This window comes from Nocardioides szechwanensis (genome assembly GCF_900103935.1).
Lineage (GTDB): Bacteria > Actinomycetota > Actinomycetes > Propionibacteriales > Nocardioidaceae > Nocardioides > Nocardioides szechwanensis.
In genome coordinates this window covers 438,727-452,239 of record NZ_FNIC01000002.1, presented here as the reverse complement: position 1 = coordinate 452,239, position 13,513 = coordinate 438,727, and the positions used below count along the sequence as shown (strand labels likewise).

Here is a 13,513-nt window from a genome sequence, read left to right as displayed (position 1 = left end):
AGCCAGCAGCCCGAGCCAGGTAGAACGTGTTCTCGTCACCCTCATCCAACGAACGGTAGACCTGAAGGTGACTGCCGTCACCGGCGTCGAGTCACCTCTTTCGGGCGAGCACCACCGTGTCGGTCACCGTCGCCGGACCGTCCCCGTGCTGGTGCTCACGGGTGGGCGTCTCGGCGACGAGCACCTCCCAAGCCGCGGGGTCCAGGGCGGCGACCACGCGCTCCGGGGTGAAGAGCAGGTCCGGTCCGTGCGGGCGCCGTACGCCCGTGGTGACGTCGTCCGGGTGGTGGCCGACGACGAGCAGGTGTCCACCGGGGCGCACCGCGGCGCCGATCCGCTCGTGGATCTCGGCGAAGATCGCCGGCGGCGGGTGGAAGAACTGCACCGACACCAGGTCCTGGTCACCGGGCAGCTCGTCGCCACCGATCAGGTCGAGGCGTTCCCAGAGGACCTTGTCCTCGACCCCGGCCTCCTCGGCGTGCGCGGCCGCCTTGAGCAGCGCCACCTCGGAGACGTCGACGCCGGTCGCGGCCCAGCCCTGCTGCGCCAGCCAGACGACGTCGGCGCCCTCGCCGCAGCCGACGTCCAGCGCGCGGCCGGGCGTCAGGCCCGCGACCTGCTCGACCAGGCGGGGGTTGGGGTTGCCGCTCCAGACCCGCTCGGACTCGGCGTACCGCGCGTCCCAGGTCTCCTGCGTGTACATCGTGGCGAGGTCGACCTCGTGGTGCTCATGGCTCATGGGGATCACTCTGCCGCTTCAGGTCGACCTGAAGGCAAGTGTCACCTCCAGGGGTGTGCCCCGGTCGCAGAGGCTGCCGAGATACTCCCGGTATGCAACTGGTAGACGAGATCGGCCCCACCTGGCCCGGCGTGGTCGACGAGACGCTCGAGGTGGGAGGTCGACCGGTCAGAGTCCTGCGCGCGCCCGCCGAGAGGGGGGCCGAGACCGGGACGCCGCACCTGCTGGTGCACGGTCTCGGCGGCTCGTCGGTCACCTGGGTCGAGGTCATGCCGGGCCTGCGCGCCTCCGGCCCGGTGGTCGCCGTCGACCTTCCCGGCTTCGGGCACACGCCGGCCGGGCCGGGCGACCCGCTGACCATCGACGGGTACGTCGCGTTCGTGCTGCAGGTCGCCGACGCCCTCGGCTGGACGCGCTTCACGCTGCACGGCAACTCGATGGGCGGGCTGATCGCCGTACTCCTCGCCGCGCAGCAGCCCGAGCGCGTGGAGCGGCTGGTGCTGGTCTCCCCCGCCGTACCGCCCTCGCATCCCGTGAAGCTGCTGATGCCGGCGCGCGCCACCATCGACGGGATGGCCCCGATCGTGCTGTCCTCGATCAGCGCCACGGCCCTGAGCGTCGTCGGCGCCGGGACCGGCTCCGACGAGCGCCGCAACCGTCACCTGCTGCGCCTGATCTTCACCGACCCCGACGGCGTCCGCCCCGAGCTGATCGAGCTCATGGCGAAGGAGTTCGCCGACGACGACGCGGACCTCGTCGCCGCCCGGCGCCGCGCCCTCCGCACCGCCCTGGGCTCGATCACCCGGCTGTGGGCCAGCCCGCGCCGCGTGCTCCGCGCGATCGCCTCCGTGGAGGCACCCACCCTCGTCCTCGGCGGCACCGCCGACGCCCTCGTCCCGGCCCGGGTCCTGCGCCAGATGCTCAAGTCCCGCCCCGACTGGGTCGGTCACGTCCTCGACGACCGCCGGCACGCGCTGATGATGGAGAGCCCCGAGGAGTACCTCGACCTCGTCGAGGCTTGGAGTTCGGACCTGCGCGAGGCTGTGTAGCTCGTCGACACGGGCGGTGCGTCCTTCGGGTCACGCAGCGAACTACCTCGTCAGCGTTCAAGCTCCTCGGCCGCTCGAGACACCAGGGTCTGCGCCCAACGCACTGCATCACGCGCCTTGCGCGAGGACACGAGGTTTAGTCCGTAGTGCGCTTCGTCCTTCATGTCGATGAGTCGGCGGAACACCTGAGACAGCTTTGCTCCGTCGGGGGTCGCAGTGGCGAGGAGTCCGGAAGCCGCTCGATGGTCATCGCCGCGGTGAATCACACCAAGTCGTCGAGCACAGATCGCGTCGGACGCTGCGATGCCGGCGAGGACCGCAAGACCCGCCGCGACGCCAGGCATAGCGGTTGAATCATCATCGAGAACGAGCCCGGCGACCTCGAGGTACGCGACAGCCGCTTGAGCCCGCGTCCGAGCATTGTCGTTGTCGGCCACGCGGGTCCGCGGCGGCTTAGCCATCAGCTGGCCCCGTGGTAGTCCATATCTTGAGTCCGCGCGCCTTGACCAGCTCGACTCCGTCGCGGCGGACATCAGACAGCAGAGGCTGATACTCCTTAGGCGGATGGCGCCATTCATAGAAGGACAAGTCGACGATCTGTAGTGGGTTGCCGGTCCATCGCTCTACCCGGTCGTGCAGATCGGCAAGTTGGCTCTCCCAGCGCTTCTCCGCATCTCGATCAGCGGCGCTTAGAGTCACGGCGCCTGCTGCGTCCGCAACCTGAGTTCGGATGTCGCTGCGGACGCTCTTTGGCCTCTTCTCACCAGGAAATACTTGGTGGACGACGAGCAGGTCGATGTCGCTGTCTACGCCTCCGTCACCTCGCGCCGCAGAGCCGAAGACAGCGGCGTAGAGCGGGGGGATCTTCCACGACCTCAGCTCGGACCGGAATCGCTCCCATAGGTCAAGCCTTAGCCCGGCCAATAGCACTGCGACCTGAGCGGCGACATGGTCGCGATTGAGCTCGTGGACCCGGTTTCGCCCCATCAAGGTGGCCCGGACCGTGCCCTGCTCGACGAGTCGCGCGAGACTTCGCCGGACACCGATCTCGGACCCTCGTGCCACCTCCGCCGCGACCTGGCCCACAGTCAGCGGCCGACCAGCAGTAGCCAGGACAGCCAGCACCGGGCCGTCGAGAGTAGGCATCACGGCCCGTGTCGGATCAGATAGGTCCATATCTAATAGTATATGTCTCTCTCGTTTTGGATACACCAATAAACGTTGGCCATTGCACCGCGAGTACGACTAGGTAGCCGCGGCCACCAGGCTGGCGAGCAGCACGAGCGGCAGGGAGACGACCGCACCGAGCGACGTCGCCAGGGTCAGGGTCTTCAGGCTTCCCTTCGTCGAGAGGTCGAGGAGGGTGCTGAACATCCAGAAGAAGTTGCTGTTGACGTGCAGCGCGAACATCGCGCCCGAGGCGATGGCGAGCGCGATCACCACGGGGTCGACCCCCAGCGAGCCGACCACCGGGGAAATGATCCCGGCCGCGGTGATCGCCCCGACCGAGACGGATCCGATCGCGAAGTGCAGCACCGCGGCGATGAACCAGGCGAGCAGGATGCTGAGGAACACCGGGGCGTTGGCATCGGCGGAGAACAGGTCCTCGAGGGTTGCGTCCATGCCGCTCGCAGCGATGACGGCGCCGAGCGACCCGCCGACGCCGGTGACCAGCAGGATCTCGCCGGTGGTGTGGAAGCCGGCGGTGAGGACCTTGCCGACCCCGTCGGACTCCATCGAGAAGCGCACCATGGCGAAGGCGATCAGCAGGCCCAGGAAGAGGGCGATGTTGGCGTCGCCGAGGAACGCGATCACGTCGTTGGAGGCGTCCGCCACGTCGAGGATCGCCGCGGTGGCGATCAGCACCAGCGGCACCAGGATCGGCAGCAGGCGGACCAGCAGCGGCAGTCGCACGGCGCGCTCGGCCAGGGGTACGTCCTCGGTCTCGTCGTGAGGACGGCCGTCCTCCAGGACCACGTCCTGGTCGTAGTCGGTCTCGTCGTTCCACAGGCCGCGGCCCAGCAGCACCCGGAACAGGAAGGTCGTGACCAGGGCGGTCGTCAGCCCGATCGGGAGGCCGTACATCAGGTAGGTGCCGAGCGGGACGTCCATCAGCCCGGCGATCGCGACCGCAGCGAGGCCGGGCACCACGAAGACGTAGCCCGAGAAGATGCCGATGGCCATCGCCCCGGCGAGCCACGGCAGGCCGTGCTTCCTGTCCACGGCCGGCGCCGACTCCTTGGCCATCGGCGCCGCCAGCACGACCTGCACGTCGACGTAGATGGACGGGAAGATCGTGGAGAGCGTGGCCGCCATGGCGTACGGCAGCCGCCGACCCACCCGGCGCGCGAGGATCTCCACCAGGTCGCGGAAGGTGCCCATCGAGTGGAGCAGCGCCCCGATCAGCACGCCGAATCCGATCAACAGACCCACCTCGGCCATGATCTCGCCGAAGCCTCCGGTGATCGCACTCACGGTGCCCTCGGCACCCTGGCTGGTGGCGAGCCCGAGGTAGACGCACGCCAGCAGCAGCGAGATCACCGGGTCGACCTTGAGGGCGATGATGAGCAGGATGGCCGCCAGGATGGCGATGGCCGAGTGCACGATCTCCATGAGCACGTCCGATCTTCCGAGAGTCCGAGGATCGACACGCTAGTGCCCCCGGTGGGGGTCGAGGGTCCAAGAATCCCGAACGGCGATGCAAGGCGACCGGTTCGACGGTTTCTCGCACCCTGCCGCGGTCCTTTCCGTACGATGACCGACCGTACCCGGAGGTATCTTCATGACTCGTCGCGTCCTGATCGTGCTCGCACTCGTGCTGGCACCGCTGACCCTCGCGCCCGTCAGTCCGGCGGCAGCTGCCGGCTTCACGGTCAACAGCAACAGCGATGCAGCTGACGCCGACCTCTCGGATCCGGCCTGCGCCACCGCAACCAGCGTCTGCACCGTGCGCGCCGCCATCCAGCAGGCCAACGCCACCGCGGGCTCCGACGTCGTCACCGTCCCCGCCATGACCATCTCGCTGGGATCACCACTCACCATCTCGAGCAACCTCACCCTGCGGGGCGCCGGCGCCCGCAGCACGATCCTGCAGGCGACCGGGGGAGCGCACGGCATGCTCCTGGTCACCTCTGGCGTCGTGAACGTCTCGGGTGTGACCGTCACCGGCGCGACCGGTGGTGGCGCCTTGGCGGTGTATCAGAGCGGCGGTGACCTGACCCTGCAGGGGATCAGGGTCACGAACAACAGCGCGTCAGGCGCGGGGGGCGCGTACGGTCCGGTCTACACGATGAACGGCACCATGACCGTGCGCGACTCCGAGATCAGCGGCAACAGCACGACCAGCACCAGCTCGAACGCCTTCGGCGGAGGCCTGTCGGTCTACAGCAGCACCGTGACCGTCCTCAACACCACCATCGCCGACAACACCGTCATGGCTGGCTCGGCCCAGGCGCTCGGCGGCGGGGTGTGGGCAGGGCTGAACAGCACGGTCACCCTCACCTCGTCCACCGTCGCCGGCAACACCGTCTCGGCGCCGAGCACGTTCGGCGCGGGGGTCTTCCAGAACATGGGCGGCACCGGCAGCGTCGAGGTGAGCGACTCCGTCCTCGCCCTGCCGCAGGGCGGCACCAACTGCGCCGCGGGCGGTAAGACGCCGGTCTTCCTCGGCCGGAACCTGCTCGACGACACCAGCTGCGGCGCGGCGGCTGCCACGCGCACGATCGGTCCCACGCGCCTCGGCGCGCTCGCCAACAACGGTGGACAGACGAACACCCGGGTTCCCGCGCCGGGAAGCCTCGCGCTCAACGCGGCGTCCACCTGCGCCACGCCGACCGATCAGCGCGGCCAGGCCCGTCCCATCGCCGGCAAGTGCGACCTCGGGGCGGCCGAGTCAGGCTCGAACCGAAAGGCCGCTGTGTCGGTGTCCAACCGGAAGCCTTCCGCCGGCTCGGACATCATCGCCACCGCGACCGCGCTGAACAGGGGCCTCGACCACAGCACGAGCACGCGGCTGACCGTGACGGCGTTCAGGGCGAAGGTGTTGTCGGCGACCGTGCTCGGGGGCTCGTGCCGTGTGTCCGGCAACCGAGCCACCTGCAAGCTCGGCACGGTCGCCAAGGGTACCCCCAAGCGTGTCCTGCTGGCTCTGCGCATGCCGGCCTCCGGGAGGGTCGTGATCACAGCCAAGGTCGGCGGCGCCCAAGCGGATCAGGTGAAGGCGAACAACTCGGCCACCGCGAAGGCCGTGGTCAGGGCCCGCTGATCGCGGGTTTCGGATGGTGCCCCCGGTGGGGGTCGAACCCACACTGAACCGCTTTTAAGGCGGCTTCCTCTGCCGGTTGGGATACGGGGGCGAGGTTGGGCCGGGTCGTCATACGGACCGTGGAGTCGCATCCACGTCTCGTATGACGTCCCGCGCTATAAGTAGGTCTTGCGCGCGTAGATCGCGTGGGCGCCGGCGGCGCGGTCGACGAAGAGCAGGCCGGCGCAGTGGTCGATCTCGTGCTGGAGGGCGCGGGCCTCGAAGGCGTCGGTGGCGATCGTGACCGTCTCGCCGGTGCCGGGCAGGGCGCCGCGCACGAGCACGCGGGTCGCGCGCTTCACGTCGCCGGTGAGGTCGGGCACGCTCATGCAGCCCTCCCTCGCCTTCTCGTTGCGGCTGGCTTCCACGACCTCAGCGTTGCACAGGACGAACGTGCCGTGGTGGGTCCGCGACTTGGGGTGCTCGGCGACGTCGACGCAGAAGACGCGCACTCCCACGCCGACCTGCGGCGCCGCGAGGCCGACGCACCCGGGGCTCACGCGCATCGTCGCGACCAGGTCGGCGGCCAGCTGCACGGTCTCGGCGGCGCACGGGTCGACCTCGGCGCCGGCGGTCGAGAGCACTGCGTCGGGGGCGCGTACGACGGGCAGCACCCGCCCGGGCACGCCCAGCTCGTCCTCCGTCCAGGAGGACACCCGCTCGTCGCTCACAGCTCGTCGGTCTCCGCCGGGTGCATCGTCGCGACGACGCCGACGTTGGCGGCAGCCGACCTGATCGCCGCCTCGACCCCGGCCACGTCGACCCCGGAGGGCAGGTCAATCTCGGCGACGAGCAGGTAGAGCTCACCGGCGAGCCGGGTGGTGAGGTCGGTGATGTTGCCGCCCACGGCGGCCACCTCGTTGACCACCGACGACACGATCCCCGGGCGGTCTCCCCCGTGGACGGTCAGCACCCACGGCGTCGCGTCGGTCGCGTCGACGTGCTCCTCCGGCACCTCACGCACGGTCACGGTCAGGGTGCCGTCGGCGGTCAGCGGCACGAGCGCGTCCCGGATCTCCGCGTCGCTCGCCGTACCGGCACAGATCAGCGTCATCGCGAAGTGACCCCGCAGCAGGGTCATCGTGGAGTCTTCGAGGTTCAGCCCGAGCTCCGCGAGACGCCGCGTGGTCTCGGCGATGATCCCGGGTCGGTCGTGGCCGAGGACGGTGATGGCGTGGAGGGTCACGCAGGCAGTATCCCAGCGGCGCGCCCGAGCACGTCGTCGAGCATCGGCTCGGTGAGCTTGCCGGTGAAGGTGTTCTGCTGGCTGGGGTGGTAGCAGCCGAGCAGCAGGAGCTCGCCGTACGGCGTCACGATGGTCGCCTCGGCGCCGTGGCCGAACTTCGGCTTGGGGCGCGGTACCTCCCAGCCGGCGCCGCGGAAGGCCCGCAGCGCGGCGTCCCAGCCGATCGTGCCGAGCGCCACGACGGTCCGCAGCGACGGCGCGACCAGGCGCAGCTCGACGTCGAGCCAGGGCGCGCAGTTGTCGCGCTCCTGGGTCGTCGGCTTGTTCTGCGGCGGCGCGCAGCGGACGGCGGCCACGATCCGGGTGTCGCGCAGCTCGAGGCCGTCGTCGGCGTGGGTGCTGGTCGGCTGGTTGGCCAGCCCGACCCGGTACAGGCTGGCGAACAGCCAGTCGCCCGACCGGTCTCCGGTGAAGAGCCGGCCGGTCCGGTTGCCTCCGTGGGCGGCCGGCGCCAGCCCGACGATCAGCACCCGGGGCTGCGCCACGCCGAACCCGGGGATCGGCCGGCCCCAGTAGGTCTCGTCTGCGAACGCCGCGCGCTTCTCGACCGCGACCCGCTCGCGCCACTCGACCAGCCGCGGACAGCGGCGGCACTCGACGATCTTCGCCTCCAGCGAGGCCAGCGTCTCTGTCACCGGGATGGGCTCACGCGATCGACCAGGCGATCCCGTCGAGGATGTCGGACTCGGAGACGACCATTGTCGAGACCGTCGTACGACGCAGGACGCGCGAGAGGATCAGCGCCCCGGCGTCGATGACGTCGGCGCGGCCGGGGTGGAGGTAAGGCAGCGTGAGCCGCTCGGCGACCGGCATCGCGACCAGCCGGTCGACGAAGTCGTGGACGGCGTCGACGGAGACCACCTGCTGGTCGATCGCCGTGCGTTCGTAGACCGGCAGGTCGAGGACGCCGGCGGCGACGGTGGTGACGGTGCCGGCGATCCCGACCACGGTGGCCGCGTCGCCCGGGGACACCGGGGCGGCGTCGAGCGCCGCGTCGATGTCGGCCACACACGCGGCGACCTCAGCGGCGGTCGGCGGGTCGGAATGGAGGTGCCGCTCGTGGAGGCGTACGGAGCCGATGTTCATCGAGGTGGCCGACTCCGGGGCGGTCGATCCCAGGATGAGCTCGGTGGAGCCGCCCCCGATGTCGACGACGAGCAGCGGCGCCTCGGGGTGGACGGCGAGGTTGCGGATCGCTCCGGCGAAGGCGAGCGCCGCCTCCTCGTCGCCCGACAGCACCTCGGGCCGGACGCCGAGCCGGGCGAAGACCCCGTCGCCGAAGACCTCCGCGTTGTCGGCGTCGCGGCTCGCCGACGTCGCGCAGAAGCGCAGCCGGCTCACGTCGTGGGCGGCGATCAGGGCGGCATAGTCGTCGATCGCGGCGAACACCCGGGCCAGCGCCTCGTCGGAGAGCCGGCCGGTCTTGTCGACGCCCTGTCCGAGGCGGACCATCCGGGACTCGCGTACGGCGACGTCGGGCAGGTCACCGATCAGCAGCTTGATCGTGTTGGTGCCGCAGTCGATGGCCGCGACGGTCATGGCTCGACGGTCTCGCCGGGCTCGACGGTGACGCAAGGACCGGCCGCCCACCAGTCACCGAGCAGCTCGAGCACCTCGTCGCCGAACGGGTTGACGCCCGGGCCGGCGGCCAGCGCGTGGCCGGCCAGGACGTGGAGGCACTTGACCCGGTCGGGCATCCCGCCGGCGGAGATGCCCGCGATCTCCGGTACGTCGAGCCCCGCCTCGCGGGCGAGCTCGTCGCGGGTCGCGAGGTAGGCCTCGTGCGCGGCGCGGTAGGCCGCAGCCAGCTCGGGGTCGTCGGACAGCCGTTCCTGCATCTCCTTCATCAGTCCGGAGCCCTCGAGGGTGCCGATCAGCGAGGCCGCACGCGGGCAGGTGAGGTAGAACGTCGTCGGGAACGGGGTGCCGTTGGGCAGCCGGGGCGCGGTGGTCACGACGTCGGGGTTGCCACACGGGCAGCGGTGGCCCACTGCGTGGATGGCACGGGGCTCGCGGCCCAGCTGGGCCTGGACGGTGGCCTCGTCGTTCGGTTGGATCACCGCTCACTCGCCGGTGGGCTGGCCGGAGCCGTCGATCTCGGTGAGCGGCGGAGGACCTTGCTTGGGCGGGTTGCCGGCGAGCTCGACCGACTCCCACGCGGGACCCCACCACGCCTCGGGGTCCTTGGCGTCGACGGCGGCCGGGTCGCTGAGCTCGGACTCGCTCTCGAGCGGGTTGCCGTCCTCGTCGAGCACGACGTAGGAGGTCTCCCCCGGCATCACGTAGCTGAGCCGCTCGCGGGCCTGGGAGCGCACGTAGGCCGGGTCGTCCCAGCGGCGCTTCTCGCGCTCGAGGTCGTCGATGTTGGCCGAGCGCTGCGCGATCTCCTCGAGGTAGGCGTTGTTCTCGGCGCGCTGGTCGAGGTAGGCGCGCATCGACGAGGCGTAGGAGACGGCCAGCACCGCGACCACCATGACCAGGATCGCGGCCCGGCCCGTCAGCCGTGGCCGCCGCTCGGCGCCGGGAGCCGCAGCAGCCCGCACGGGCGTCGGCGCCGGAGCGCCACGACCACCGCGGCCCGGGACCCGCCCGGGACCGGTGCGGCCCCGCGGGCGGGACCCGCGGGGCGGCGTACGGCGGCTGTCGGGCATCTCGGAGCCTCCGGGTCAGCCCTGGAAGCGCGGGAACGCGCCGGCGCCGGCGTAGCGGGCGGCGTCGCCGAGGTCGTCCTCGATGCGCAGGAGCTGGTTGTACTTCGCGACGCGGTCGGAGCGGGCCGGGGCGCCGGTCTTGATCTGGCCGCAGTTGGTCGCCACGGCGAGGTCGGAGATCGTGGTGTCCTCGGTCTCGCCGGAGCGGTGGCTCATCATGCAGCGGTAGCCGCTGCGATGCGCGAGGTCGACGGAGTCGAGGGTCTCGGTGAGCGTGCCGATCTGGTTGACCTTGACCAGCAGCGAGTTGGCCTGGCCGCCGCTGATGCCGCGCTGGAGGCGCTCGACGTTGGTGACGAACAGGTCGTCGCCGACGATCTGCGTCTTGGAGCCGAGCGCGTCGGTGATGGCCTTCCAGCCGTCCCAGTCCTCCTCGTCGAGGGGGTCCTCGATCGAGACGATCGGGTAGGCGGAGACCAGCTCGGCGTAGTAGGCGGTCATCTCGTCCGAGGACTTGGAGCCACCTTCGAACGCGTAGGACCCCTTCTCGAAGAACTCGGAGGCGGCGACGTCCATCGCGAACGCGATGTCGGTGCCGAGCTTGAGGCCGGTGGTCGCGACCGCCTCGGCGATCAGGTCGAGCGCGGCGCGGTTGCTGTCGAGGTTGGGCGCGAAGCCGCCCTCGTCGCCGAGGCCGGTGGAGAGGCCCTTCTTCTTCAGCACCGACTTGAGCGCGTGGTAGACCTCCGCGCCCTGGCGCAGTGCCTCGCGGAACGTCGGGGCGCCGATCGGCGCGATCATGAACTCCTGGACGTCGACGTTGGAGTCGGCGTGGGAGCCGCCGTTGAGGATGTTCATCATCGGCACCGGCAGCAGGTGGGCGTTGGGCCCGCCGACGTAGCGGTAGAGCGGGAGGCCGGCGGAGTCGGCCGCGGCGCGGGCGACGGCCAGCGAGACGCCGAGGATCGCGTTGGCGCCGAGCTCGGCCTTGTTGGGAGTGCCGTCGAGCTCGAGCATGGTCTGGTCGACGATCCGCTGGTCGTCGGCGGCGAGGCCTTCGACGGCCGGGCCGATCTTGTTGACCACCGCGGAGACGGCCTTCTCGACGCCCTTGCCGCCGTAGCGGTCTCCCCCGTCACGCAGCTCGACGGCCTCGAAGGCACCCGTGGAGGCACCGCTGGGCACCATCGCGCGGGAGAAGGAACCGTCGTCGAGAAGGACCTCGACCTCGACGGTGGGGTTGCCGCGTGAGTCGAGAATCTCGCGTGCTCCGACGGCTTCGATGGCTGCCACTGTGTGCGCTCCTGAAAGAGGTGAATGGGCTTGGACCCCAGCCTAGACCTGGGTCATGGCGCGGCTCGGGAGGCGGGCCCATACTCGGGTGATGAGCGCATCCGAGGACGATCAGTCACGCGAGGTCGCGGCGATGTTCGCGGCGATGTTCGACCAGCTGGCGAAGACCTACGACCAGTCCGGAGTGCCGTTCTTCACCACCATCGCCGAGGGGCTCGTCGGCCGGCTCCAGCCCGCAACCGGTGAGCGGGTGCTCGACGTCGGCTTCGGTCGCGGGGCCGCGACCTTCCCGCTGGCCGAGGCGGTGGGGCCGACCGGGAGAGTGGACGGCATCGACATCGCGCCCACCATGGTCGAGCTGGCGACGGCCTCCGCCCGCGACCGCGGTCTCGACCACGTGTCCCTGGCCGTGGGCGATGCCGCCGACCCGGCACTGCCGCCGGCGTCGTACGACGTGGTGGCGTCGTCGCTGGTCCTGTTCTTCCTGCCCGACCCGCAGGCCGCGCTGACTCGCTGGCGCGCGCTGCTGGTGCCCGGCGGCCGCCTGGGGTTCGCCACGTTCCAGCCATGGCCCGCCACCTGGCAGGCCATCGAGGACGTCTTCCGCGAGCACCTCGCGCCGGACGCGGCGACTACCACCCGGATGCCGGAGGTCTTCGCCGCGGACGAGAGCGTCGAGGAGCTGGTCGTCGCGGCCGGGTTCGGCGAGGTGCGCACCGAGGCGGCGACCTACCCGGTCCCCTTCGACGATGTGGAGCAGTGGCGCGTGTGGTCGCTCGGCACCGCGATGCGCGGGCTCTGGATGTCGATCCCGGCTGAGTCGCACCCGCAGATCATGACGCGGGTCGAACGGCTGCTCGACGACGCCGGCGGGACCCTCGACGTCGCGATCCGCTACACGTTCGGTCGCGCCTGAGCGACCACGCGGCGTACGGCGTCGCGCAGAGACTGCTCGGGGTCGGTGCCGGTCTCGCGGGCCTCGGCGACGAGCGCCAGCAGCCGGTCGCCCAGGTCGTCACCCGTCGGGAGCGGCGCGTCGCCCGCGCGGGCGAGCCGGTCGAGCACCTTGTCGGCGTAGAGCAGCGCGGGCAGGGTCGGCGGCAGTCCGTCGGTCACCTGGGTGCGCGCCTTCTCGGTCGCCTTGATCGCCTCCCAGGCCTCGTTGACGGCCGCCGCGTCCCGGGTCCGGCCGGCCTCGCCGAAGACGTGTGGGCCAAAAACGTGGGGGTTGCGCCGCACCATCTTCTCGGTGATCTCGCGGGCGACGTCGTCGAGCGTGAAGGCGCCGGTCTCCTCGGCGATGACGGCGTGGAAGTAGACCTGGAGCAGCAGGTCGCCGAGCTCCTCACGCAGATGGTCGAGGTCGCCGGTGTCGATCGCCTCGAGGGTCTCGTGGGTCTCCTCGAGCAGGTAGCGCGCCAGCGACCGGTGGGTCTGCTCGGCCTTCCACGGGCACTCCGCGCGCAGCCGCCGCATCACGGCGAGGAAGTCGAGCAGGGGCTCGGGCCCCACCTCGGACATGCAGGCTCAGCCGCAGCGCTGGGACTCGGGCAGGTTCTCGGCGTAGCCGGGGTCGGGCTCGTCGGCCTGGCCCGCCTTCGCGGCCTCGCCGACCGGGAAAGACACCTGCGTGTCCTTGGCGACCAGACCGCCGTCCTCGATGGTCACGCCGTACTCCGGGTTGAACTCGATGTCGTGGGTCTCGAGCCACTCGTTGAAGGCCTCGACGCCACGCTGTCCGGCCTCCTCGTTGGTGGGCTCGCCCACGCCCTCCTCGGAGAGCAGCTGCTCGCCGACGGCGATCTGGACGGAGGCGACGTAGGCCGAGGACGCCTCGATCTCGATCACGGCCTCCTGCTGCTCGTCGGTGAGCGTGGTGGTCTGGGCCTCGATGCCGGAGACGGTGCGGTCGTAGTCGGTGGTGGGCTCGACGCCGTGGTCGTCGGCCAGCTGCTCGGCCGCCAGGACCAGCGCGAGCTGGCCGGCGACGCCGCCGCGGAAGTAGCTGAGGGGTACGACGGAGCCGTCGGCGCCGAGCTGCTCCTCGAGGGCGTCGCAGTACTGCCCGACGAGTTCGTCGACCCGGTCGGTGGTGACCGTGCGGTCGTCGACCTGGGCGGCCACACCGGGCTGGAAACCGGTGCCGGTCACGCCACACCCGGTCAGGACCACGGCGAGGGCTGCGGCGGTGGTGGCCACCGCCAGGCGGGCTCGACGACTGGTGCTCACGCG

16 protein-coding genes and 1 tRNA gene are annotated in these 13,513 nt (G+C 70.8%); 3 read left to right on the top strand and 14 right to left on the bottom strand.

Annotated features, from left to right (window positions below):
- Positions 1 to 91 precede the first annotated feature (91 nt).
- The gene (locus BLR90_RS07395) at positions 92 to 739 is read right to left on the bottom strand and encodes a class I SAM-dependent methyltransferase (protein WP_091024044.1); all 648 of its coding nucleotides are present in this window, start codon (positions 737 to 739) and stop codon (positions 92 to 94) included.
- Between the two features lie 92 nt (positions 740 to 831).
- Here BLR90_RS07395 and BLR90_RS07390 point away from each other — a divergent pair, with 92 nt between their 5' ends.
- A complete protein-coding gene (locus BLR90_RS07390; RefSeq protein WP_091024042.1) occupies positions 832 to 1,788 on the top strand; it encodes an alpha/beta fold hydrolase in 957 nt (318 codons plus the stop codon).
- Positions 1,789 to 1,838: 50 nt separating this feature from the next.
- Here the strand turns inward: BLR90_RS07390 and BLR90_RS20665 are convergent, their stop codons facing one another.
- From BLR90_RS20665 to BLR90_RS07380, 3 genes are all read right to left on the bottom strand, one after another.
- Positions 1,839 to 2,225 (bottom strand): hypothetical protein, encoded by a 387-nt coding sequence (locus BLR90_RS20665; protein WP_143016146.1) that lies wholly within the window; start codon positions 2,223 to 2,225, stop codon positions 1,839 to 1,841.
- Between the two features lie 16 nt (positions 2,226 to 2,241).
- Positions 2,242 to 2,964: a nucleotidyltransferase domain-containing protein gene (locus tag BLR90_RS07385; RefSeq protein WP_091024040.1), complete on the bottom strand. Its 723-nt coding sequence runs from the start codon at positions 2,962 to 2,964 to the stop codon at positions 2,242 to 2,244.
- Positions 2,965 to 3,033: 69 nt separating this feature from the next.
- Positions 3,034 to 4,401 carry a GntP family permease gene (locus BLR90_RS07380; protein WP_091024038.1) on the bottom strand — a complete coding sequence of 456 codons (1,368 nt, stop codon included), beginning with the start codon at positions 4,399 to 4,401 and terminating at the stop codon, positions 3,034 to 3,036.
- Between the two features lie 169 nt (positions 4,402 to 4,570).
- Here BLR90_RS07380 and BLR90_RS07375 point away from each other — a divergent pair, with 169 nt between their 5' ends.
- Positions 4,571 to 6,052 carry a choice-of-anchor Q domain-containing protein gene (locus tag BLR90_RS07375; protein WP_091024036.1) on the top strand — a complete coding sequence of 494 codons (1,482 nt, stop codon included), beginning with the start codon at positions 4,571 to 4,573 and terminating at the stop codon, positions 6,050 to 6,052.
- A gap of 14 nt (positions 6,053 to 6,066) precedes the next feature.
- On the opposite strand, the gene BLR90_RS07370 is transcribed toward BLR90_RS07375, so the two are convergent.
- The 8 genes from BLR90_RS07370 to eno form a co-directional block, all read right to left on the bottom strand.
- A tRNA-Leu gene (locus BLR90_RS07370) sits at positions 6,067 to 6,143 on the bottom strand.
- A 64-nt stretch (positions 6,144 to 6,207) separates the two neighbouring features.
- Entirely contained in the window at positions 6,208 to 6,762 is a 555-nt protein-coding gene (locus BLR90_RS07365) for a peptide deformylase (RefSeq protein ID WP_091024034.1), read from the bottom strand.
- The gene (locus BLR90_RS07360) at positions 6,759 to 7,277 is read right to left on the bottom strand and encodes a glycine cleavage system transcriptional repressor (RefSeq protein WP_091024032.1); all 519 of its coding nucleotides are present in this window, start codon (positions 7,275 to 7,277) and stop codon (positions 6,759 to 6,761) included. Before BLR90_RS07360 ends, BLR90_RS07365 begins: the two co-directional genes overlap by 4 nt.
- Positions 7,274 to 7,972: a uracil-DNA glycosylase gene (locus BLR90_RS07355; RefSeq protein WP_245715199.1), complete on the bottom strand. Its 699-nt coding sequence runs from the start codon at positions 7,970 to 7,972 to the stop codon at positions 7,274 to 7,276. Before BLR90_RS07355 ends, BLR90_RS07360 begins: the two co-directional genes overlap by 4 nt.
- 10 nt (positions 7,973 to 7,982) lie before the next feature.
- Positions 7,983 to 8,876, bottom strand: coding sequence for a Ppx/GppA phosphatase family protein (locus tag BLR90_RS07350; RefSeq protein ID WP_091024029.1), 894 nt, complete (start codon positions 8,874 to 8,876; stop codon positions 7,983 to 7,985).
- Positions 8,873 to 9,397, bottom strand: coding sequence for a DUF501 domain-containing protein (locus BLR90_RS07345; protein WP_091024027.1), 525 nt, complete (start codon positions 9,395 to 9,397; stop codon positions 8,873 to 8,875). Before BLR90_RS07345 ends, BLR90_RS07350 begins: the two co-directional genes overlap by 4 nt.
- A gap of 3 nt (positions 9,398 to 9,400) precedes the next feature.
- The gene (locus BLR90_RS07340; RefSeq protein WP_091024025.1) at positions 9,401 to 9,988 is read right to left on the bottom strand and encodes an FtsB family cell division protein; all 588 of its coding nucleotides are present in this window, start codon (positions 9,986 to 9,988) and stop codon (positions 9,401 to 9,403) included.
- A gap of 15 nt (positions 9,989 to 10,003) precedes the next feature.
- The gene (gene eno, locus BLR90_RS07335; RefSeq protein ID WP_091024023.1) at positions 10,004 to 11,281 is read right to left on the bottom strand and encodes a phosphopyruvate hydratase; all 1,278 of its coding nucleotides are present in this window, start codon (positions 11,279 to 11,281) and stop codon (positions 10,004 to 10,006) included.
- 91 nt (positions 11,282 to 11,372) lie between these two features.
- On the opposite strand from eno, the gene BLR90_RS07330 reads away from it, so the two are divergent.
- Positions 11,373 to 12,197: a class I SAM-dependent methyltransferase gene (locus BLR90_RS07330; protein ID WP_170254410.1), complete on the top strand. Its 825-nt coding sequence runs from the start codon at positions 11,373 to 11,375 to the stop codon at positions 12,195 to 12,197.
- Here the strand turns inward: BLR90_RS07330 and BLR90_RS07325 are convergent.
- Together BLR90_RS07325 and BLR90_RS07320 are read right to left on the bottom strand one after the other, a co-directional pair.
- Positions 12,176 to 12,802, bottom strand: a complete 627-nt coding sequence (locus BLR90_RS07325; protein ID WP_091024018.1) for a nucleoside triphosphate pyrophosphohydrolase — start codon at positions 12,800 to 12,802, stop codon at positions 12,176 to 12,178. The genes BLR90_RS07330 and BLR90_RS07325 overlap by 22 nt on opposite strands.
- 6 nt (positions 12,803 to 12,808) lie before the next feature.
- A complete protein-coding gene (locus BLR90_RS07320; RefSeq protein ID WP_143016145.1) occupies positions 12,809 to 13,510 on the bottom strand; it encodes a hypothetical protein in 702 nt (233 codons plus the stop codon).
- Positions 13,511 to 13,513: the final 3 nt, after the last annotated feature.